This is a genomic window from Mycobacterium sp. EPa45, assembly GCF_001021385.1.
Lineage (GTDB): Bacteria > Actinomycetota > Actinomycetes > Mycobacteriales > Mycobacteriaceae > Mycobacterium.
On sequence record NZ_CP011773.1, the window covers coordinates 5,044,549 to 5,066,384 of the forward strand.

Annotated in this window: 24 protein-coding genes; 6 read left to right on the top strand and 18 right to left on the bottom strand. The window is 65.5% G+C overall.

Annotated elements, in window-relative coordinates:
- Positions 1 to 52: 52 nt before the first annotated feature.
- The gene (locus AB431_RS23765) at positions 53 to 349 is read left to right on the top strand and encodes a hypothetical protein (RefSeq protein WP_235435746.1); all 297 of its coding nucleotides are present in this window, start codon (positions 53 to 55) and stop codon (positions 347 to 349) included.
- Between the two features lie 158 nt (positions 350 to 507).
- Here the strand turns inward: AB431_RS23765 and AB431_RS23770 are convergent, their stop codons facing one another.
- A complete protein-coding gene (locus tag AB431_RS23770) occupies positions 508 to 1,329 on the bottom strand; it encodes a shikimate 5-dehydrogenase (RefSeq protein WP_047332004.1) in 822 nt (273 codons plus the stop codon).
- A gap of 1 nt (position 1,330) precedes the next feature.
- Positions 1,331 to 2,377, bottom strand: a complete 1,047-nt coding sequence (locus AB431_RS23775) for a GNAT family N-acetyltransferase (protein ID WP_082135789.1) — start codon at positions 2,375 to 2,377, stop codon at positions 1,331 to 1,333.
- A gap of 129 nt (positions 2,378 to 2,506) precedes the next feature.
- Here AB431_RS23775 and AB431_RS23780 point away from each other — a divergent pair, with 129 nt between their 5' ends.
- Entirely contained in the window at positions 2,507 to 4,030 is a 1,524-nt protein-coding gene (locus AB431_RS23780; RefSeq protein ID WP_082135790.1) for a cellulase family glycosylhydrolase, read from the top strand.
- A gap of 3 nt (positions 4,031 to 4,033) precedes the next feature.
- Here the strand turns inward: AB431_RS23780 and AB431_RS23785 are convergent, their stop codons facing one another.
- The 6 genes from AB431_RS23785 to AB431_RS23810 form a co-directional block, all read right to left on the bottom strand.
- Complete coding sequence (locus tag AB431_RS23785; protein WP_047332005.1) at positions 4,034 to 4,897, bottom strand: SDR family NAD(P)-dependent oxidoreductase; 864 nt, start codon at positions 4,895 to 4,897, stop codon at positions 4,034 to 4,036.
- 19 nt (positions 4,898 to 4,916) lie between these two features.
- Entirely contained in the window at positions 4,917 to 5,933 is a 1,017-nt protein-coding gene (locus tag AB431_RS23790; RefSeq protein WP_047332006.1) for an NAD(P)/FAD-dependent oxidoreductase, read from the bottom strand.
- Positions 5,930 to 6,439 carry an isoprenylcysteine carboxyl methyltransferase family protein gene (locus AB431_RS23795; protein WP_047332007.1) on the bottom strand — a complete coding sequence of 170 codons (510 nt, stop codon included), beginning with the start codon at positions 6,437 to 6,439 and terminating at the stop codon, positions 5,930 to 5,932. Before AB431_RS23795 ends, AB431_RS23790 begins: the two co-directional genes overlap by 4 nt.
- Positions 6,439 to 7,497 (bottom strand): type III polyketide synthase, encoded by a 1,059-nt coding sequence (locus tag AB431_RS23800; protein WP_047333751.1) that lies wholly within the window; start codon positions 7,495 to 7,497, stop codon positions 6,439 to 6,441. Before AB431_RS23800 ends, AB431_RS23795 begins: the two co-directional genes overlap by 1 nt.
- Before the next feature lie 76 nt (positions 7,498 to 7,573).
- A complete protein-coding gene (locus AB431_RS23805; protein WP_047332008.1) occupies positions 7,574 to 9,811 on the bottom strand; it encodes an MMPL family transporter in 2,238 nt (745 codons plus the stop codon).
- 17 nt (positions 9,812 to 9,828) lie between these two features.
- On the bottom strand, positions 9,829 to 10,605 hold the full coding sequence (locus AB431_RS23810) for an isoprenylcysteine carboxylmethyltransferase family protein (RefSeq protein ID WP_235435747.1): 777 nt from the start codon (positions 10,603 to 10,605) through the stop codon (positions 9,829 to 9,831).
- A gap of 106 nt (positions 10,606 to 10,711) precedes the next feature.
- On the opposite strand from AB431_RS23810, the gene AB431_RS23815 reads away from it, so the two are divergent.
- Complete coding sequence (locus tag AB431_RS23815; protein WP_047332009.1) at positions 10,712 to 11,464, top strand: O-methyltransferase; 753 nt, start codon at positions 10,712 to 10,714, stop codon at positions 11,462 to 11,464.
- 13 nt (positions 11,465 to 11,477) lie between these two features.
- On the opposite strand, the gene AB431_RS23820 is transcribed toward AB431_RS23815, so the two are convergent.
- A complete protein-coding gene (locus tag AB431_RS23820; protein ID WP_158423556.1) occupies positions 11,478 to 12,686 on the bottom strand; it encodes a histidine phosphatase family protein in 1,209 nt (402 codons plus the stop codon).
- A 190-nt stretch (positions 12,687 to 12,876) separates the two neighbouring features.
- On the opposite strand from AB431_RS23820, the gene AB431_RS23825 reads away from it, so the two are divergent.
- On the top strand, positions 12,877 to 13,410 hold the full coding sequence (locus tag AB431_RS23825; RefSeq protein WP_047332010.1) for a hypothetical protein: 534 nt from the start codon (positions 12,877 to 12,879) through the stop codon (positions 13,408 to 13,410).
- Here AB431_RS23825 and AB431_RS23830 read toward each other — a convergent pair whose 3' ends face one another.
- Complete coding sequence (locus AB431_RS23830) at positions 13,411 to 14,631, bottom strand: cytochrome P450 (RefSeq protein WP_047332011.1); 1,221 nt, start codon at positions 14,629 to 14,631, stop codon at positions 13,411 to 13,413.
- Positions 14,632 to 14,795: 164 nt separating this feature from the next.
- Between AB431_RS23830 and AB431_RS23835 the strand changes: the two genes are divergently transcribed.
- The gene (locus AB431_RS23835) at positions 14,796 to 15,386 is read left to right on the top strand and encodes a TetR/AcrR family transcriptional regulator (RefSeq protein ID WP_047332012.1); all 591 of its coding nucleotides are present in this window, start codon (positions 14,796 to 14,798) and stop codon (positions 15,384 to 15,386) included.
- On the opposite strand, the gene AB431_RS23840 is transcribed toward AB431_RS23835, so the two are convergent.
- The 8 genes from AB431_RS23840 to AB431_RS23875 form a co-directional block, all read right to left on the bottom strand.
- Positions 15,370 to 16,158: a DUF4239 domain-containing protein gene (locus tag AB431_RS23840; RefSeq protein WP_047332013.1), complete on the bottom strand. Its 789-nt coding sequence runs from the start codon at positions 16,156 to 16,158 to the stop codon at positions 15,370 to 15,372. The two genes, AB431_RS23835 and AB431_RS23840, sit on opposite strands and share 17 nt — an antisense overlap.
- A gap of 43 nt (positions 16,159 to 16,201) precedes the next feature.
- Positions 16,202 to 16,606 (bottom strand): hypothetical protein, encoded by a 405-nt coding sequence (locus tag AB431_RS23845; RefSeq protein WP_047332014.1) that lies wholly within the window; start codon positions 16,604 to 16,606, stop codon positions 16,202 to 16,204.
- Positions 16,607 to 16,625: 19 nt separating this feature from the next.
- Entirely contained in the window at positions 16,626 to 17,327 is a 702-nt protein-coding gene (locus tag AB431_RS23850) for a hypothetical protein (RefSeq protein ID WP_047332015.1), read from the bottom strand.
- Positions 17,324 to 17,452, bottom strand: coding sequence for a hypothetical protein (locus AB431_RS31450; RefSeq protein WP_047332016.1), 129 nt, complete (start codon positions 17,450 to 17,452; stop codon positions 17,324 to 17,326). The genes AB431_RS23850 and AB431_RS31450 overlap by 4 nt, the downstream gene beginning before the upstream one ends.
- Positions 17,453 to 17,454: 2 nt before the next feature.
- Positions 17,455 to 18,252, bottom strand: coding sequence for a CbbQ/NirQ/NorQ/GpvN family protein (locus AB431_RS23860; protein WP_047332017.1), 798 nt, complete (start codon positions 18,250 to 18,252; stop codon positions 17,455 to 17,457).
- The gene (locus AB431_RS23865) at positions 18,249 to 19,778 is read right to left on the bottom strand and encodes a nitric oxide reductase activation protein NorD (protein ID WP_047332018.1); all 1,530 of its coding nucleotides are present in this window, start codon (positions 19,776 to 19,778) and stop codon (positions 18,249 to 18,251) included. Before AB431_RS23865 ends, AB431_RS23860 begins: the two co-directional genes overlap by 4 nt.
- A 124-nt stretch (positions 19,779 to 19,902) precedes the next feature.
- A complete protein-coding gene (locus tag AB431_RS23870; protein ID WP_144418516.1) occupies positions 19,903 to 20,550 on the bottom strand; it encodes a hypothetical protein in 648 nt (215 codons plus the stop codon).
- Between the two features lie 71 nt (positions 20,551 to 20,621).
- Complete coding sequence (locus AB431_RS23875; protein WP_047332020.1) at positions 20,622 to 21,224, bottom strand: TetR/AcrR family transcriptional regulator; 603 nt, start codon at positions 21,222 to 21,224, stop codon at positions 20,622 to 20,624.
- A gap of 240 nt (positions 21,225 to 21,464) precedes the next feature.
- Here AB431_RS23875 and AB431_RS23880 point away from each other — a divergent pair, with 240 nt between their 5' ends.
- Positions 21,465 to 21,827 (top strand): hypothetical protein, encoded by a 363-nt coding sequence (locus AB431_RS23880; RefSeq protein WP_047332021.1) that lies wholly within the window; start codon positions 21,465 to 21,467, stop codon positions 21,825 to 21,827.
- Positions 21,828 to 21,836 lie beyond the last annotated feature (9 nt).

The following is a 21,836-nucleotide window of genomic DNA, read 5'->3' on the forward strand; positions in this document are numbered from 1 at the left end:
GGTATGGGAGCGTTCCGCGCCGGCAGCCGCTTTTCAATAGGAGGAGATCCGCGTGACGTCTGAAGAGACGCAGGAACCCGAAGCGCAGAAGATTTCCACCAGCCGACGGATGGTGGCGGCGATGAGTCCGCGCGCCGTCTGGTCGATGGCCGATCCGTATCCGGTGGTGATCAAGCAGTTTGTGCAATTCTGTCTGATCATCGTCTACCCGGCGTGGATTGTCGGGATGCTGGCTTCATTGGCCATTTACGGCACGTGCTATGGCGTGCTGTGGGTGTTATTCGCGCCAATTCGATTGTGGATGAAGAAGAATCGGCCCGACGAGTACGCGGCGAGCCAGCTGAAGTAGCCGGTGCCATCCCCAATCCCGGGTCGTCCACAAACTGCCTTTCGGGTTGGTATTCCGTCGGTGGCGCGGCGCAATCTCTCGCACATGGGTTCGATCGACGTTGCGTTGGAGGCACTCGACGACGGCGTGCACCACGCCGCCAAAGACTGGGCCAAAGGCTAGGAGCGCGAGAACGCCGACGCCGTGGCGACCTGCTCCGGGCTGGGCCGCACCCCGGTGTAGCGCTCGAACTGTTCAGCCGCCTGCAGCGCGATCACCTCCGCACCGGTGATGACCTGCTTGCCCGCCGCCCGGGCCGCGACGACCAGCGGTGTCTCCGATGGCACCGCGACGACATCAAAAACAGTTCGTGCAGAGGCGATCACGTCGTCGCTGTACGCGGGCTCGTGTTCCTCGGGGCCGTCCGCCATTCCGATCGGCGTAACGTTGACGATCACCGGTGCGCGGATGTCACGCACATCCCTGCGCCAGTCAAAACCCAGCCGCTGCGCGAGCTCCGGTCCGCTGTCGGGATTCCTCGCGACGATCGTTCCGTGGTGGAACCCGCTGTCCCGGAAAGCCGTAGCCACCGCGCTCGCCATCCCGCCGCTACCGCGGATCAACACAGCCGTGTCCGGGTCGAGGCCGTGCTCGGCGATCAACCGCTGCACGGCGGTGTAATCGGTGTTGGCCGCGCTCAGCACACCGTCCTCGTTGACGATCGTGTTGACGGCATTGATCGCCCGCGCGGAATCCTCCACGTGGTCGACCAGGGCCAGCACGTCCTGTTTGAACGGCATCGACACCGAACATCCACGAATTCCCAGCGCGCGCACCCCGCCGATGGCGGCTGCGATATCGGTTGTGGTGAACGCCTTGTAGATGAAGTCCAAACCGAGTTGTTCGTAGAGGTAGTTGTGGAACCGGGTGCCGATGTTGCTTGGCCTGGCGGCCAGCGAGATGCACAACCGGGTGTCCTTGTTCAGCGCGGGCTTGGCCATGTCAACCGATGGCCCTGAGCACCTGGCGGGCCATATCGCGGATCTCGGCGGCGAGTTCCGAATCGATCTGTACACCACCAGTTTTCGGTACATCGAATACGGTCGTCACAACCCCGGGCTCCTCACGCTCCCAATGCGCACCGAAACGGTCCAGGATCGTCCGCATCGGCAGATTGTCGCCGAGCACCCGGGCCGAGAATCGCTTCACTCCCCCGACCTGTGCGGCGATGATCAAGGCGTCCATCAGGAAGTTGCCGATGCCACGGCCCTGGTATGCGTCGCCGACGATGAACGCGATCTCGGCGACCGACGGATCGGCGACATCCCGGACGAAACGCACGTCGGCGACTACCGGCCCGTCTGCACCGTCGACGAGAACCCAGACGAAGTGGTCGACGTAGTCGACCTGGAACAGGTAATTCATCAGCGCCATGCTCGGCGCGCGCATCGACATGAACCGTCGGTACAGCGTTTCGGTGGAGAACTCGACGGGTCCGTTCGACGTCCGGGCGCTGTCACCGGGCAGCACCGGACGCAGCATCAGCTCGGTGCCGTCCTTGAGGACCACCGGGATCGGAGTGACGAATGCGGCCAACCGCTGCCGGGCCGTACGAACCAGCCGCTCGCTGATCCCCGGCAGCTCAGCCATCCTCTCGAACGCCGCGTGGTCGCCGATGTAGCCGGTGAGCGGCTCGGTCGTGGTGACCGTCGCGGTGCGGGCCTTGTCACGCAGCAGCGCGATCTCGCCGACGATCACTCCCGCGGACACCGAATCGAGGACGATCTCGCCGTCGTCGCCGACGTGGCGCACTTCGGCCCGGCCCGAAGCGATCAGCAGGAACGACACCGCCTGCTCGCCCTGACGCATCAGGACCCGGCCGGCCGGGGCCTGCAACGGGCGCAGGCGCTCGGCCAGCGGGCGCAGGAGCTCAGGCCGGCACCCCGCGAACACCTCCATCTGCGCCAATCCCTCAGCGCGCACGGTGATCAACTCTGGTGCCGCCCCCAGCGCCGACGCCAGGCCGCTTTCGCCGCCTTCCGCCGTCATGCGACCTCCGTAGCCATCGACTTCGAGGCTACCGATGGGCCGCGGCCGGACGGAAGGATTCGGCACACCGACTGCGCCAGGCCGCGCTATTGTTTGCTGACACAGGACGCAAACGTCGGGGGGCTGCGTATGCCTGATCACTCCTGCCGCGTTGCAGTGGCCACGCGAGCCGCGACGACGGTGACCGCAGCGGCGCTCATCGCGGCCATGCTCACACCGATTCCCGCCGCGTCGGCAAGCTCCACGACGTCGCACGGCCCACTCCACCTGCCGGTCGTGCTGATGGCCGCCATCGACGAGTCGCCGACCACACTGGGCATCGCCGACTCCAACCTCTACACCCTGTCCGAACAAGATCTGAACAAGACACTCGATGAGCTCCAATCCCTCGGCGTGGACGATGTTCGGATAGCAGTGCCGTGGGTCTTCGTGCAGCCCACCAGCTCTCAGAGCTATGACTGGTCGAAGTTGGACATGGTGGTCAACGCGGCCGCCGACCGCGACATGGGAGTGCTCGGCGTGATCAGCGCTACCCCCGTCTGGGCCGGCTTCCCGCTCAACGGGCACCCCGACCCGGCCACGTACGCGGCTTTCGCGTCGGCTGTCGCCACCCGCTACCAGGGCAAGATCTCGGCGTACGAGATCTGGAACGAGCCGAACGGCGTGACGTTCTGGGCTCCGGTCAGCGCCAAGGCCTACACCGAGCTGCTCAAGGCCGCCTATCCCGCGATCAAGGCGGCCGACCCAGACGCGACGGTCATCGGTGGGGTCCTCGGTGCGGTCGGCAACATCCCTGGCGTGTCGACCAGTGCGGTCGATTTCGTCACACAGATGTATGCCGATGGGGCACATGGCTTCTTCGACGCGCTGTCCTATCACCCCTACCATTACGTGACCCCGTTCTCGAAGGGCACGGAGCCCGGCGAACCCATCCAACAGGTCGCGGCCATCAGCGCATTGATGGCGACCAACGGCGACGCCGCTCTCAAGCTGTGGGCCACCGAATACGGATTGCCCACCAGCGCGGTGTCCCAGACCCAACAGGCCGCCTACATTCACGACTTCGTCGTCGCATGGCAGCAGGTGTCCGGAGCCGGACCGATGTTCGTCTACACCACTCGCGACAGCGCGACGGGCGCCTTCGACGACGAGGCCAACTTCGGCATCTTCAACACCGACTGGACCCCGAAGCTTGCGGCCGACACCATTCGGGCGTTGATCGTCGATCTGGCCGACGGCACCGCCGACCCCTTCGACGTAACGCCCTACATGCCGGCCAATCCGTTCCTCCAAGCCGTTACGGTGTTCATCCGCCAATTGATCAATCAGGCGCTCGTGGTGCCGAAATTCGTTGTGCAACTGATATCCAGCGCCATCGATGCCGTGGTGAAGACCATCGCCGGGGCGCTGGGCATCCCAACTGCCGGCCGCACCGCTGCCCCGGCCACCACACGCGCGGCCCCGGTAGCCACACGAGTCGCCGACGCACCAACCCAGCGCCGAGCGGTAGCGACGAGCAAACGTCAGCCGGTGGCCAGCCCCGCGCCGAATTCACAGCGCCGCACCAAGCCCGTCGCTCAACAGCACGCGCAACAACGGGCAGCGGCCGGTGCGAACAACGGCCACGGCTCCACCGGGCGGTCTGCGCGCTGACGACTACAGGTGTTTGGACCGATTGACGAAGCGCCCGGCACGCGGCGAAAATAGCCATCCGCCACCGGCTTTCGTCCCACCGTCGACCGGGATGTTATGGCCCGTGACGAATCCCGACAGTTCCGAAGCCAAGAACAGGGCAACCCGGGCCTGGTCTTCTGGCCAGCCGACGCGGCCGATCGGCGCCCATGACTGCCACAGGTGCTCGACATCCTCGTAGCCGGTGAGGTAGTCCACCTGTGGTGTCTGGGTCAGATCGGTGCCGATGCCATTGACTCGGATGCCGTGGCGGCCCAGGTCGACCGCCAGGCACGTGGTGAAGTGTGCGACAGCGGCTTTCATCGCCCCGTACACCGGATCGCGCGGGAAGCCTCGCATCCCTTCGACCGAGTGGACGTTGACGATATTGCCGCTGCCCGCTCCGATCATGGCACCGACGAACGCCCGGGTCACCGCAAAGACATGCTGCAGGTTGATGTCGTACATCCGTTGCCACGTCTGCGGTGTGGATTCTTCGAACCCCACCAAGGGCCGGAAATCCCCGACGTTGTTGACCACCACGTCCACCCCGCCGTGTCTTCCCAGCACCGCGTCGGCCAGGCGTGCGACATCGTCGTCGACGGTCACATCGACGACGTGGCTGCGAATCACCCCGCCCTGCGCCGACACGTCGCGGCTGATTCGTTCGGCGCGCGCCGGATCGATTTCCGCGACCTCTACGATGGCGCCGTGTGCGGCGAAGAGCTTTGCGATCGCGCCGCCGATACCGTCGCCGCCACCCGTCACCACCGCAACGCGGCCCTCCAACAGGCGATTCCAGTCCGGTATCTCCGGGATGTGTACGACACCATGCGGGCCGTTGCTCATAGCGGCGCAGCCTACGCCGTCAGTACGCCAGCAGGTTCACAATCTTGCCGAACGCGCTCGGCAGCGCGGCCGCGGCAGGTACCACCGCCGACCGGGTAGGGCCATGCTCCGCCGCGTGCAGTAGGCCGGCTGTCAACAGCCGGTAGCGCCGTGACATCCGCCGCCACTGCCGGTCGTAGTCACCGGGCCGATCGGCCAGAACACAATTCACCAACAGCTCGGCACCGCCGAAGGCGATGCCGAGGCCTTCGCCGGTCAACGCGTCGACATAGCCGGCGGCATCGCCCACCAGCAGGACGCGGCCGGCCCGGCGCCCAGCCACTCGCTGGCGAAGAGGTCCCGCAGCCCGCTCGGGTCCGTGCGGGTGGCCGTTCACACGCTCGCTCAGCGCACCGAATTCGGCCAGCCTGCTCTCGAACGGCCCCTGCCGCGCGGTCAGTATCGCAATGCCCACGCAGTCGTCGGCGACCGGCGTGACGTAGGCTTCCGCGCCGTCACCCCAGTACACCTCGACCCGGTCGCTCCACGGCGCGGTGTGAACGTGCCGCCGCAGTCCCCACCGCCGCGACCCGTGACTCGGGCGCGCCAGCCCGAGCGATCGCCGGATCGGTGAATGTAAGCCGTCAGCAGCGGCCAGATAGCGCGCGCGAAATCCCCCGCACTGCACTGAATCCGAGTTCTGTGTGATCGAGCCGACGTGGGCGTTTACCACCTCGACACCCGCCGCGCCGACCGCGTCCATCAGCGCCGCGTGCAGCGCGGTACGACGCACACCCAGGCCCGGGCCGGCCTGGAAATCCGCATCCACCCGGCGTATGGAATCGAGATAGGTGATGCCCCGAAACGGCTTGCCGGACAGAGCTATTCCGAGTTTTCCCAACTGCTCGACAGTGTGGGGCATCATCCCCTCACCGCAGGCCTTGTCTATCGGTGCTCCACGTCGCTCGACGACGGTCACGCTCAGCCCGGCGCGGGCGGCATGCAATGCGGTGACCAGACCGGCCGGTCCGCCGCCCGCGACGAGGAGATCGATCACGACAGGCTTGCCAGCGCGGCGTTTTCGGTGCGGATGCGCGTGCGCAGCAGCGCCGCGTTGAGCACGGTGAAGACCAGTGCGGTGATCCACCCGGTGTGCACCAGCGGCAGGGCGACGCCCTCGGCGACAACCGCAATGTAGTTGGGATGGTGCAAGAACCGGTACGGGCCGCCGACGACGCGCGGAGCGCCCGGGATGACGACGACGCGGGTGTTCCACTGCCGGCCGAGTGTGGTGATGCACCACCACCGTAAGCCTTGCGCGGCAACGACTATCGCGAGCATCGGCCAGCCGAGGGCGGGGAGGAACGGGCGGTGCAGACCGATGACCTCCAGCAGCGCACCGGCGAGAAATCCGGTGTGCAGCACCACCATCAGCGGGTAGTGGCTCGCCCCGAACTCGACCCCGCCCTGAGCCCGGCTCCAGGCCAGATTGCGCTTCGCGACGACCAGTTCGGCCAGGCGCTCCAGCGCCACCGCAGCGACCAGCAGCACATACCAGGTCATCAGTGCCAGCGCAGCAGCACCAGTTCCGAGCAGAACCCGGGACCCATGGCCATCATCACACTCGGGCCTGCTGACGGGCGCTTGGCGATGGTGTCGCGCAACACGTGCAGCACCGACGACGAGGAGATGTTGCCGATGTCGGCCAGCGAGCGCCAGGTGAGTTCAAGCGCCTCCTCGGGGAGCTTCAGGCTGTTGACGATCGCCTCGATGATCTTGGGGCCACCAGGGTGGCAGACCCACGTGCCGATGTCGTCGATCGTGAGGCTGTGTGCGCCAAGGAAATCCCCGACGTCGTCCGGCAGGTAGCGTTCGATCACATCGGGCAGATCGGCGGACAGCACCAGCTCCAGTCCGTCGGCTCCGACGTCCCAGCCCATGGTGCGCAGGGAATCTGGATACAGATGACTGCGCGAATCGATCACATCGGGTCCGCTGGCGTTGATCTTCGCAGCCCGGCGCTCACCGACCGCGACGACGGCCGCGGCACCGTCGGCGAACAGGGCGCTACCGACCAGGCCGGGCAGCGTCGGCTTGTTCGCCGTGTAGGTCATCGAGCACAACTCGACGGACACCAATACCGCCACGCCGTCGGGATCACCGCGCAGATAGTCGTGCAGCCGGGCCACGCCCGCCGCGCCGGCCACGCAGCCGAGCCCGAACATCGGCACCCGACGGACATCGGGCCGCATGCCCAGCCGGCCGGCGATCCGGGCCTCGATGGATGGGGCCGCGACACCCGTCACCGTCGTCGACACGATGAGATCGACGTCCTCCGGCCGCAGGCCGGCTTCCTCGAGAGCACCCGCGACAGCGGCCGAGCCGAGCTCTACAGCGTTCTCGATGAACAGGTCGTTGGCTTCGCCGAAATCCTTCAGCGCGGGGTACTGATCCAGCGGCAGGACAAAGTGCCGGTTGTCGACTTTGGCGCTGCGATGCAGCTTGCGAAGGATCTCTTCATACTCGCCATACCCGCCGATGGTCAGGAAAGCTTCGGTGACCTCGGCCTGGCTGTACCGGTGCGACGGCAACTCTCCGCGCACACCGGCGATGACACTGATCGGACGCATGTCATTGACACGACGATCGTCCGGTGCGGGTTCACCAGTGTTTGCCCGCGGACCGTTGTTCGACACGTCACCCAGTATGCCTCGCCGGGCCTCCTTCGCGAATTCCTACCCGTTGGTGCATCCACGCCAACGGCCTCGGCGCCCACCAGTTCCACCGGCCCATGACATGCATGAACGCCGGGACCAGGACCAGACGAACGAGGGTGGCGTCGGCCAGGACGGCCAGCGCCAGGCCCAGCCCGAACATCCGCATGAACGACACATGAGCCGCGGTCAGGGCGGCGAACGAGATAGCCATGATGAGTGCTGCGGCGGTGATGACGCGACCGGTGTGGGCCACCCCGAGAGCGACGCTCTCGTCGTTGTCCGCGACCCCGCCCTGCGGCGATGCCAGCCAGAACTCGCGGATCCGGGACACCAGGAAGACCTCGTAGTCCATCGACAGGCCGAATGCGATGCAGAACAGCAGGACCGGAATGTTAGCCACCAACGTGCCGGTCGAGGTGGTGCCCAGGGCACCGAGGTGGCCGTCCTGGAAGATCCACACCATCGCACCGAAGGCCGCGGTCAGCGACAGCACATTGAGGACCAGCGCCTTCAGCGGGAGCACCACACTGCCGGTCAGCAGGAACAGCAGGACCAGCATGATCACCGCGATCAGGCCGAGGACGGCGGGCAACCGTGAGGTGATGGCATCGACGCTGTCGCGGTTGGTCTGCGCCGTACCGGCGAACTCGACCGCCCGATTGCCGGGCGTGCTCACCTGATGCAGGCGGGTCAGCTGATCCTCCGAACGGTCGGAGAACAGTGCAGCCGTGCTCTCCACCGTGAGCAGCGCACTGCCCGACGCCACGCCCGTCGCAGCCGTCGGCCGCCCCACGAGATTGCCACCGACGAATGCGCCCATCGGCGCCGACACCGTCGGCACATCGGGGACCCTCGACAGGTCGGCGGCGTATCGGGCGATCTGCGGATCGGGGAGCCCGGTGGCGTCCGGGATGACGACGGGGATCGCGGTCTCGGAGTTGTTGGTGAACTCGCTGCGCAGCAGGTCACCCACCTGATGAGCCGAGGCCGAGGTGGGCAGCACCCGGTCGTCGGGGAAACCGGGGCGCACACCGAGGAACGGCGCACCGAGGATCACCAGCACCACCACGCCGACCAAGCCGATCGGAACTGCCCGCTTCATCACGAATTTCGTTGAGCGATACCAGAATTGCTGTTCGATGGGGCGCGCGACAGGCTCGGCCCGGCCAAGCGTGCGACGGAACAGGCGGCGCACGTCGAGCGAGTCGAGCCGGTCGCCGAACAGGCTGATCGCGGCGGGGGTGATCACGATCGCGGCGAGTGCGGCGAAGGCGACGGTGGCCACCCCGGCGTAGGCGAACGATTTCAGGAAGTGCATGGGGAACAGCACCATCGCACCCATGGACAGCGCGACGGTCGTGCCGGAGAACAGCACGGTGCGGCCCGCCGACTCCATCGTCCGCATCAGCGCAGCCTCGCGGTCGGCCCCTTCGGCGAGTTCGTCGCGATACCGGCTGATCATCAGCAGGGTGTAGTCGATCGCCAGCGCAAGGCCCATGGCAGTGGTGAGATTCAGCGCGAAGATCGAGACATCGGTGAAGAACGTCGTCACCCGAAGGACGGCCAGGGCGCCGAGGATGGCCATCAGCCCGACGGCCACCGGAAGCGCGGCGGCGAACACGCCGCCGAAGACCCAGACCAGCACGAGGAAGCTGAGCGGGATCGCGATGGATTCCATGAGTAACAGATCGTGCTGGGACTGTTGGGTCACCTGCAGGTTGACCATCGCCACTCCGCCGGTGCGCACGGCGATGCCGTCCCGGTCACGGCTGACCTGGCCGGACAGATCCTTGGCATAGGTCTGCTGGTTGGCCTCGCTGCCGGTGATGCCGGCGGTGATGAGGCCCGACTTCTGGTCGCGGCTGACCATCGCCGCCGCGGCCTGCGGTGGCGACGTCCACGCCGACGAGATCCCGGTGACATGGCCGGATCGCTTCAGCTGGTCGATGACGTCGAGTGCGGCCGCGCGCGCCGCGGGGCTGTCGTAACGATCGCCGGCGGTCACGACGACCAAGAACTGCACATCACCCTGGTCGAACTTGTCGGTGAGCAGGTCGGTCGCGCGGGACGATTGCGAGTTCGGATCAGCGAAGCCGCTCGGCGACAGGTTCTTGGCCACCGGTACACCGAAGATGCCGATTGCCACCATGACGAGGAGCGCTACGGCGACCACCTGACGCGGCGCTGCAATAGCTAGCCGGGCGATCGCTCGCAGCAATGGTCCGTCCTTCGGTTTCAGCCCTGCCTTCTGCTGATACGTGCTCGACCAGCAGTAGGTTCACAACGCTTCCCCGAACGGCTTCGTGGCCTACGTGGCCACGGTAACCAATACGGCACCCTACGCGCATAGCTGTCCCACGCAGTACCGAAGACGCGCCGGAAGCGGGCTTCCTTGAACAGCGGCCCTACCAGGCAATATGCGGTGAATACCAGCGCAAGGGCCAACTGATCGGGCGTCCAGGTCGGCACCGTCCAGACCGTCAGAGCGAACGCGACATAGATCGGCTGCCGCGTCAGCCGGAAAAGGCCCGTCGTCGGCATCTTGGGGAAGATCAGCCTGCGGCCGCGCAGCAAGGCCATCCAGCCCAGGCTGCCGGTCTGCAGCGAGAGGCCGGCGTCGAGCATCGACTTACCCAGCAGCACCCAGGCCAACGCGTAGAGCGCGACCACCACGACCAAGGCCGGACCGCGCGCCTGCCACCAGATCATCCCGGACGGCGTCCACAGCGCGAACAGGGCGATCAGCTGTAGCGACCCGACGATGACGTAGGTGGTCGGCGCCAACGTGGCGCCGGTCCCACGCGGAGCCAGCCGGCCCAGCACCGCCCGGCCCCTGCCGGTGAGCAGCAACGAGTGGACGACCGGGAACTGAACCAACAGCGCAGCGTTCGCCACCCAGCTCCACGGGGTCGGCAACCTGCCGAACGAACGGCTCATCCCGAAGTACATCGCGGCGATCATGGCGCCGACGGCCACCGCGAACAACGCATGACAAACGAGGCCGTAGCTCACGGCCAGGACTGTCCGGCCGCCGCCGCTTCGGGCGACGGGCGAAGACGCTGTTGCCCGCACACAAACCCCTCCGGTGGCACCCGCGACCACAACGTAGCGTGGGTTCATGAATCTTCGCCAGCGATTGTCGCTGCTGCGATGGTCGGTGTTGCGCACCGGTATCGGAATCCGCAACTTCAACCGGACGGGTCAGGTCGGGGACGGCCGCGAGGCTGCGGCGGCCGACTACGTCGAGGCCAACGCGCGCCGCAGCGACATCGACAGCGTGCTGGCCACCATCGACAAGTACGCCTACGCCAAGTCGTTTCTGGTCAACATCGGCGACGAGAAGGGCGAGCTGCTCGACGCCGCGGTGCGCCGAGCCGATCCGCAATTGGCTCTCGAATTGGGCACCTACTGCGGATACGGTGCGCTGCGGATCGCACGCGCCGCGCCATCGGCGCGGGTGATCTCCGTCGAACTTTCATCGGCGAACGCCGCAGTGGCCCGGCGGATCTGGGCACACGCTGGTGTCACCGATCGCGTCAGCTGCGTGGTCGGGACCGTCGGCGATGGCGGACGCACGCTGGACGTTCTGCGCGACGAATACGGATTCACTGCCGGCACAGTGGACTTCCTGTTCATCGACCACGACAAGAACGCATACCTGGCGGACTTGCACAGCATTGTCGAGCGCGGTTGGCTACGTCGAGGCGCGGTCGTCGTCGCCGACAACGTGGGCTTCCCCGGCTCCCCGAAGTACCGCGCCTTCATGCGCGAGCAGCAGGGCAAAGGATGGCAGACCGTCGAGCACCGCACCCACATGGAGTACCAAACACTGGTACCGGACCTGGTGCTCGAGTCGGAGTATCTCGGCTGAACCGAAACGTCGGTCAGGCAGCCGCTTTGTGCGCAGCCCGACCGCTGGAACCGGTTCCCTTCTTCGCTCCACCGTCGGCCTGGCCGGTGCTCGTGCCCTGACCGGACTTGACGGCCTTCGACGACCGGCTGGAGCCGGCGTTGACCTTGGTCGGCTCGGCCTTGTTGCCGTCGGTCACGTCCGTGGCGCCGGTCGAGATCGTCTGGGTGGTCGCGGCCGGCGACTTCACCTTGGCGGCAAGCGGATTGACGACTGGAGCCGCCGCACCGGGCAGCGCCCCACGGACCGCCTGCGCAATATCGGTGACCGAGTTCGTGACGAAGTCCACGCCTGCCTTCACGACGGTGACCACTCCCTCGCGCACGGCGGCCACGACCTTGCTGATGTCACCGGTCTTGACGGCTTGGACGACGTTGTAGACCGCGGTCTGCGGCGCCACGATCAGGTGGCGAGCATTGACGAACAACTGGCCGCCAAGTGACGGATTCTGGCTGACCGCAATCCCATCCCAATTCTGCAGCAACCAGCCGTCTTCCGGATTGCCGGTCACGACCACCACCGCCGTGTTGCCAAGCGGATGGGTGAGCATGAGGGAGATGTCCGGATTGTCGACGTTCATCATCGTCCAGACCATGATGGTGGCGCCATGCGAGAAGATGACCGGATCGGTGTCACCGTTGGTGATCACGTCGGCGATCGCGCCGTTGACGCGCGCTTCGAATTCGTTGCCGTTCTCGCCCAATGGAATTGGCAATGAGCGAAGCCCCAGCGTCCAGGCCACGGGGATGAGGAAGTAACCAATGCGGCCAAGCCCGCTGTCGATCGGCGAACCCTCGAAGATGCCGGCGCTGATCTCCCGGAAGCCTCCCTCCTGGATCGGGCTCAACCCGGTATCCGTCGCCAGCGGGGCGGCCGTCTCATGCGTGCGGATCATGTCGGAGACGTAGATGCTGTCGTAGCCACCGTCTTTGAGCTTCTCCGCGATGGCTGCGGCCTGGTCCTCGCCCAGCGGGGTGAGGTTCGGTCCGGGCACCTTGGTGTCAATGCCGGCACCCGCGACGTTGCCGTAGGACTCGCCGTGCCGCACCCAGGTCAGGGTGATCGCGTCCGCGGCCCAGGCGGGCAACGCCGACATCAGGAACAGCGCAACAGCCGAGACGATCGTCGCCAGTGCTGTCGTTGCGCGGCGCGCCAACCGCCGAGCGCCTGCGTGATCTCGCATTCCGAACTCCATCTGAATCCCCCGTCGGTGGTACTGGGCGGCGACACTATCCACTGTGCGCTCGGTCACAGTACACAATGGCAAAACTGTCTACAAACACCCTGGCCAAGGTCTCGGCAAACTAACGATCTCGTGGATTCTCGGCATCGGCGCTCGCCTGCCCAGGGTGGGCGTGGTGTCGTGGAGGGCGATGCCTTCTTCTGCGATCCGCGCCGCCGGCGTTGCGGCGGCCGCGGCATGCTCCGCGTTGCTCCTGAACACCCTGCCGCAAGCCGGCGCCGCCCCCGCCTTCGACGCCAACGGCTACATCGACTCGACGGCACGCTGTTCGAGTGCCGCCGTGCTCTTCGGCAGCACCGACAGTTCCCGCGTGGCGATATGCAAGACATCCAGCGGTTATGACTATCGCGGCGTGCGGGTCCGCGACGGCGCGAAGCTGATCGTGTCCGCCTCCAATTCCGGCGATGGTTCGTTCACCGCCGTGAACGACGGGATCAGCTACACGGTGAGTTCGAGTTCGCTGGTGGTCACCGCCGGCGGCAGCGTCGTCCGTAAAGAGTCGTGGCAGGACTTCCACGGACCGCAGGCCTCGACGTCGTCGACGGCGACCAGCCCGACGCCTCCGGCAGCGACGTCGTCGGCACCTACCAGCACCACTCCCACGTCGACGACACCCTTGCCACCGCCACTGCCTGCCGAGGTGGGAGGCGGCGGGCGGCGCTGATCACGCGAAGCTCAGCGTGAGCCGCTCGAGTCGACGGACCAGGAGGCTCGGCAGCCAAAGTCCGACATCGGCGGCACCGATCGTCGCGGTCCGCTCCAACAGTTGACCGATGACAATCTGGGCCTCCAACCGCGCCAGCGCGGCCCCGACGCAGAAGTGCGCGCCCTTGCCGAAGGTGATGTGCCCCTTGCCCACCGACCGGTCGAGGCGGAACTCGGCAGGGTCATCGAAGTGGGACGGGTCTCGGTTGGCCGCGCCCCACAACAGCAGCAATCGAGATCCCGCCGGCAATTGCACTCCGGACAGTTCGGTGTCGTTGACGACGTGGCGGTAATGCCCTCGGAATGGCGGCTCGTACCGGAGCACCTCCTCGAGGAACGCCCCGAGCAGGTCGGGCTGATCTCGCAACTGCTGTTGAACGTCGGGGTTGGTCGCGAGAAGGTAAGCGGCCGAACCGATCAGCGACGCGGTGGATTCACCCCCGGCGCTGAACAGCGTGATCATCATCGACAGCGCCGCGATGTCACTCAGGTCGCCGGCGGCGCACGCCGCGGCCAGGTCGCCCAGGAGATTGTCGCGCGGCGCAGCCGCCGCCTTGCTGAATTGTTCGGTGACATACGTGCTGAGTTCCATGACGGCGACGCCGGCCGTTTCCATCTGAGCCGGAGTCACCAAACCCTCGACCACCTGGGTGGCCGAGTATCCCCACTGGATGATCTTGTCGATGTCGGCGTCGGGCACGCCGATGATCCGTCCGACGATCATCATCGGCAGGCGGTTGGCCATCGCACCCATCCACTCGATGCCGCCGCCGTCGGCATTCCTCTCCCACAGGCGGGCGGCGGTATCGGCGATGAACGGCTCGACGGCGCGGACGCGTTTGGCGGCCAACTGCGGCAACAGGAGCTTGCGGTGGAACGCATGCGCCGGTTCGTCCGCTGTTGCCAGCGCCTGCATTTCGCCGCCGAGTTCGCCGATCGGGAAGGCGGTGACGGTGTCCGGCGGCTGGTACATCATCGTGGCGGTCAGGTTGGAGGAGAAGTCATCCGGCCGAACCACCGCCTCGTTGACGGCGTCCCAACTGCTTACCGCGTAGAAGCCGGACTCACCGATGCGGTGAACGTGACCCGCCTGGTGCATGCTCGCGTACAGCGGGTGCGGATCTTGGATGTACCGGTCCTCGAAGAGCGCCAGCCCCAGATCCACGTCTGCCGATGTCATCCCTCCACGCTGAGCGGTGGCGACGGGCCGCGTCAATCGTGAGCCGCAAAGTCGCGAACACGGTCCGCTCGGGTATCGTCCTGTCGTCTCAACGATGCGTCTTCACCTGCGAGAAAAGTGCGATACGGGTTTGTCGCCGTCTCATTGTTGAGAAGATGTCGATTATGGTTCGCGGTGATTGGGTCCTCGGCGGAGATCGCGGCGCGGCGGCAGCAGATCGCATCTACGCGGCGGCTACCGAACTCGTCGTTCGCGACGGGCTGGACGCATTGGACATCGACGTCCTTGCCGCGAGGGTCCACTGTTCGCGGGCGACCGTGTATCGCCATGCCGGCGGCAAGGGTCAGATCCGCGACGCGGTACTGATGCGTCTGGCTTCGGGAATCATCGACTCGGTCAGACACGCCGTTGACGGGCTCACCGGGCCGGATCGAGTGATCACCGCGATCACCGTGGCATTGGCCCAGATTCGATCCGACCCGCTGCGTCGCCTGATTTTCAGCAGCGGTGGCGCGCTGGACCTGAGGGATCTGCATGCGTCCCCGATGCTCGCCCATCTGGCCGCCGAACTCACCGGTATCACTGACGACGATCCGCAGGCGGCGCAATGGATTGTGCGCGTTGTGGTTTCGTTCGCGTACTCGCCGGTCGCAAGCATCCGCGAGGAGCGAAAGGTCCTGGAGCGGTTCGTGGCACCGGCATTCGTTGCCACCGCCGGCACGGCGGCGACGCGGACCATTACCGGCTCGCGGTGAGAACCGAAACCACCTCGTACAACGGGTCGGACGTCGTCGATATCCCGCCGATGAACGGATGGGACAGTTCGAGGATCAGGAAGAGATTGGTCGCGACGATGAGCCCCACGATCGCCACCATCGGATAGTGCATCCCGGCTTTCTCGACCCCGTAGATGACCACGGTGCCCAGCACCATCCCACTGGTGAGGAAGATGAGCGCCCACAAAGGCCACGGCGGCCCGGTGTCTTCACGCGCGGTCAGCAGCCGGACGGTGCGGGCCTGACTTATCTTGTCCAAGTTGGAAGATGAGGTCGACAACGCGCTCTTTTGACCATCGGTCGTCGCGGAGACCTGGCGGTAGGCCGCTGACAACTGTGCCAGCGCAGAGTCGGCCTCCGCCGAGCGGACCCCGCTGCCGCTGTCCCATTCCGTGATCGCGGCTCTCTCGTAGCTCAGCAGGCCCTGCCGGATCCGGTCGCCGTCGGCACTGTCGAATGCGCTTGCTCCCCTGGCCATTTCCAGCGCGGCCGCACCTTCGGCCCGTGCATTCGCGTCGGCAGCATTGATCTGTCCCCACATCGAGGAGACGATGAAACCGATGAAGAAGGCGTAGATGAAACCGATGAAGCTGTAGGTGAATTTCGTGACGTCGTTGTGTTCGTCCCGGGTCAGGGCCGGGAATCGGCGTCGAACCCCCGCCACCAGGAGTATCCCTCCCCCGGCGACGACGATGATCAAACCGACCAGAAGCAATCCCGGCGGGATGTGACTCACCAGCCATCCACTCATCGGCGACTCCCCCACAAATGCGTCAACACCCGGCAGTTGAACACTAGTGTGCTTGCCGCGCGATCCGTTCGTCGTGGATCCGGACGAGTTCGCGGAATCCGATCCGGTGGTACTTGGGCGTCGGCTGAATACCCCACTGGTCCTGGGCGGTGTCTTTGCCCTCGGCACCTTCCGGCGGACCCAGCGGCGGGTAGGGGAACTTGCACTCCAGCGTGTCGTCGGAGTACCGGACCTTCATCAGCTCGCTGCAGATCTCGGTGAGGCTCAGCGTCGGGTAGCCGTAGTAGATCGCCATGAACGGCAGAGTGAACGCTCCTTCGACGACCAGGGCGACCAGGCACACCAGTACCGCGCGCTTGATCCATTTGTGCATTCGCGCGTAGTACGGCGTGGTGCCCGGCGGTAGGTCGTCGACCTTGTCTTCCGCGGCCGGCGGGGATGTAGTCATGATGGCTCCTTGAACCTGTTCAGTCGGTGAAGATTTCGCGGTTGACCGTGTGCAGATACGGAATCGCCAGGAACGGCGTGATGTAGAAGATGTCGTAGAGCCACCAGCCGATGACCGGCAACACCACACCGGCATAACGCACATCGGCGTACATCGTCATGTTGAACACATAGCCGCACCAGATCACCACACCCATCCAGCAGGTCACGATCATCCACTGCTGACCCCAGCGCTTCATCTGCAGAAACCCGATCGCCGCGGCGCAGCGCATCGCGAACACGGTGAGGATCAGCCCTGCGACCCAGGCCTTTTCACCGGGCCCTGCCGCACCCCCGACCCACAGCTCGTTGTAATGCCAGAAGTAACCGGCGTCGAACATGGCGCCCCAGCCCACCATCAGTACTCGGTTGATCAGGGTGTGATTGGCAACCAGGTCCAGCGCCCATCCCAAACTGTTGAGCGCACCGTCGATCAGTACGAGGTAGCCGATCAGCGTTACGATCATCGGTCGCACCGACAACCCCGCCCGTAACGCCTGGCGCTGCAGCCAGACTCCGCGCATGAAGATCGGAAAGCCGATGAGTCCGGGTGCCCACATGCCCATCAACGCGGCACCGACGATCATCCACTTGTCGGCGCGGCGTTGCGCGAGCCGCGACTGCTCGGCGTGATCCTCGAGGCCGACCGTCTCGCCGGCCTGACTGACCGAGGATGCGGTCACAAGTCCCACCAGCCGCGGGCGAAGGACATGTAGAGCTGGATTCCGAACATCACCAACAGGTAGCCGTAGATCACCACCTGCAGAATGATCAACGCCCTCTTACGCTTGCGCTCCTTCTGATCCATATCTAGCCACCTCTCTCGACATCCGCATCGGCCAAGCAGGCCGCCGCAACTTCACGCAACCCGTCATTGATCGCACCGTCGGTGCTCAACGGCGCGAGGATGCACGCGTCGGCAGCCTCCAATTCTGTTGCCCCGGCGACGATCAACTGTGCCGCCGTGACCAGCACCCTGGTCGATGGCGGTTCGAAGTGAAATGCCTCGTCCGCAGTGCGGATCGCGACCGCGCAGCGCACCAGCCGTCGTGCGACGGCCAGTTCGACTCCGGTCTCGGCGACCACCACGTCGGCCTCGCGTTCTGGCGGCAGGTAATTCATCGATAGCGTCGCGAACCGTTGCCGGAACGAGGGTTTGAGCTCCTTGAGGGAGCTGCGGTAGGCGGGGTTGTACGAGCACACCAGCATGAAGCTCTCCGGCGCCGCCACCACCTCACCGGCGCGGTCCAGGTAGAGGGTGCGGCGATGGTCGGTCAGCGAGTGCAATACCGCCAGCGAGTCGTGGCGGGCTTCCACCACTTCGTCGAGATAGCAGATTGCTCCGGCCTTCACGGCCCGAGTGAGGGGACCGTCGGTCCACACGACGTCGCCTCCGGTCACCATGAAGCGTCCGACGAGGTCCGAGCTGGTGAGGTCGTCATGGCAGCTGATCGTGACGACGGGCCGGCCCAGTAACAGCCCCATGTGTTCGACGAGCCGTGTTTTGCCGCAGCCGGTCGGACCGGTCAGCATCACCGGGATGCGCTGGTGGAAAGCCTGCTCGAACAGCACGACTTCGTTGCGAAAAGCGAAGTAGGTCTCGGTCATACGGTGACCAACTCCCGATGGACGTGGGCCAACACCCGTGGCAGATCGTCAACCCGGCGGATGCGCTGCGACCGGCGCGGGCCGAATACCTCGGGCAACGGGTCGACTCTCGTCGGTCCGACGCCGACGTAGTACACCGAGACGCCGGCGTCGTTCGCCTCCTCGACAGCATGTGCGGCGTCGGCCCATGCATAGCGGCCCTCGTAGCCTTCGTCGGAGATCAGGCCGTCTCCGATCACGATGAGCAGACGCCGTTCCGAAGGCTGCCCGAGGAGCCGACTTGTCAAGTGGCGCAGCGGTGCTCCGAGCCGCGTGTACCCGCCGGTCTCCAGACCGAGCTTGCTGGGTAGCGCGACCCGTGGGTCGTCGAAGTCCTTGAGGCAGCGCACTTCGACGCGGTGCCGAGTGTTACCGGTGAAGACGAACACGCCGTGGCGCTCCTTGGCGAGGTTCATCGCTCGTGACAGTGCGTCGGCGCACGCCAATTCGAGCCGGAAGATCCGGCCGCCCTGGGCTCCCAGAGACGAGCTGCCGTCCAGCAGCAATGCGGTGGTGACATCGCGGCTGACCGGTGACAATTCCCGGAAGATTCGCGGCTCGCCGGCCGCCCCGGCAGCCAGGTCTATGTAGTGGCTGACGTACTGCTCGACGTCGACGTCCGAGCCGTCTTCGAGTCGGCTCTTCATGGCTCGATGGGTGTGCTCTTCGAACCACTTCCGCAGATCGATCGCATCGACAACCGGTCGCTGCACACGACTTCCGTGGGAGCGTTCCAGCACCGCAACATGATTGGGCATGAAGCGCTTGGTCCATGCGTTCCATTCCGGATAGGGAATTCCCAGGCGATGCTCGGGAGTGATGTCCATGTCGTTGTCCTGCGGACGACTCGGTGGCGGCAGGTTCGTGTTGCGGACACCACCGTCACCGCCGACCGGCACCGAGTACGGCCGGGGCATGCGCTTCTGGGTTGATGTCCACGGCATCCGCCCGAATGTACGGCGAAGGGTGTCGCTCCACCCGTTCGGCGCGGTGTGGGCCAGCGGCAGGCTGCCCAGCAGGGGATCGACCGGAGGTCGTTTGTCGCTGCGCGCGAAAGCTATTGCACGATCGAGCATCTCGTCGGCGGCCAAGTCGGCGGGCAGCGTGTCGAGGTCGGGCAACGCGTGCCGTATCTCACGGATCAGGCCCGGCCAGCGAGATGCGATCCACCCCAGCGCGACGCCCGCCTCGATGACGGTGAGTGCGCGCAACTCGGGAGCCGTCAGTTCACTCAACCGACGGCCGGTGATGCGTTCCTTCGATGGTGAACATTGCAGCGCGACAGCGCATGTCACGGTTCGCCGGGTCCACTCCGGACGAATCGGGTAGGGAACGTGGACGTAGTCCAGTGTTGCATTCAGGCCGAAGCTGCGGTGTTGTCCGGTGACCAGACGGACTCCCTGGCGACGTCGTTCGCTCAGTGCGACCGCGGTGAGGGCGCAGCTACGCTCAAGCGCCATCGCGCCGGCATCGGACAACTCGGCCACGACTGCTCAGAACGTACCGATGTTGGAGAACATCCAGTACCAGAACGCGATGATCGCGATCGTGCCGCCCCACGCGGCCACGTATCGCAGGATCTCCCAGAGGTACCCCATGAACTGCATCCCTTCAGTCGGTGAAGATTTCGCGGTTGACCGTGTGCAGATACGGAATCGCCAGGAACGGCGTGATGTAGAAGATGTCGTAGAGCCACCAGCCGATGACCGGCAACACCACACCGGCATAACGCACGTCGGCATACATCGTCATGTTGAACACATAGCCGCACCAGATCACCACACCCATCCAGCAGGTCACGATCATCCACTGCTGACCCCAGCGCTTCATCTGCAAGAACCCGATCGCCGCGGCGATGCGCATGGTGAACACGGTGAAGATGAGGCCGATCTCCCAGCCCTTCTCACCCGGCCCGGCCGCACCCCCGACCCACAGCTCGTTGAAGTGCCAGAAGTATCCGGCGTCGAACATGTTGCCCCAGCCGGTCAGCAGCACCCGGGCGAGCAGCGTGTGGTTGCCGATCATGTCCAACGCCCACCCGACGGCATTGATGGCCGCGTCGATGATCACCAGGTAGCCGAGCAGGGTGACCAGCATCGGGCGTACCGCCAGCCCGCGGCGCTGCGCGCGCCGCAACAGCCAGACGCCGCGCAGGAACAGCGGCAGGCCGAATATGCCCAGCGCGGCCGACCCGATCAGGATGCCGCCGGAGATCAGCCACCTGTCCGCTTGACGCTGCGCCAGCCGCGATTCCTCCATGTGCTCATCGAGTCCGCTGCCAGCGGGTATGGACGAAGCCAGGCTCACGAAACTGACTATAGTCAGTAAAACTACGAAGACTCAATACTGCGCAGCGTTCTCACCACATAGTCATCGATCATCGCGCGCTGAGCGGGCCAGTCGTGCGTGGTCGTCAACAGCGCATAGAGGCCGAGCAGGAAGAACACGGCGCTGTTGATCGGAATTACCGCTGGATCCACCTGGCCCCGCAGTTGAACACGCTCGATCTCGCGGGCAACCGCGACGACGACGGGGTGCTCCTTGCTTTCATCTGCCGGGCGCGTTTGCGAAAAATGCAGCGCCAGAAAGTCTTTGAACAACGCGGCGCCGAGCCTGCGTTCCAGACTCATCACCAGCCGGACCGCTTCGTTGAGCGTCGATTCCAGATCGCGATCCGAATCTGCCAGGTACCGGTCGAGTTGCTTGGCGATCCGCTCTTCTTCCCGGCGCTCCAGCTCCAGTAGCACGTGTTCCTTTGTGGGGAAATGGAAGAAGAACGTACCGTGTGCGACTCCGGCGGCAGCGACAATGGCCCCGACGTCGGCTGCGGCGATGCCCGACCGCTTGAATTCGGCTATGGCCGCCCCCATGAGTCGCTCCCGGGTTTGAAGCCGCTTGGTCTCCCGCGCCGAGACCTTGTCTGCCACCGACATGCACCAACGATATCGCGCCGAAAGCCCGCCGAACTGCTGACTTAAGTCATTTTCTAGATCATCGAACTATCCGCGTCACGTAACGCCCCGGACGACCGCGCCGATATACCCAGTGGGTTCGGATTGAGCGCTTGAATATTTGGCGCCTACGTGGCCCCAATCCCGCCCCCGATGTCTGCGAGATCGTGTCGCATGCGAACCGGCATACGGCGCAGACCCAATGACGAAGGAGTATCGAAGATGAAACTGAAACGAATCGCCGCCAAGACTGCTCTTACGGCCGCACTCGGCGCCGGTGTCCTCGGCGCAGCCAGCGGCATTGCCCAGGCGGATCCGCACTGGCCGTGGCCGCAGCCCCCGGGCCCGGGCGTCAACGTCGGCGTCCCCGGCAACCCGCTGCCGCCCGGACACGGTGGCTTCCCGCCCCCCGGTCACCTGAAGTGGATCCCGCAGGATATCGACGACGTGATCGATGTGAATCCGCCTGCCTGGGCGCTGCCGGCTCCCCCGCCGCCGCTGTGGGCTCCGTTGGCACCCGTGGTGTGGAACGCCGACGCCCAGGTGTGGGGCGTGCAGCTGGGGACCTCGTTCGTGGCTCTCTGATCCCCTGAC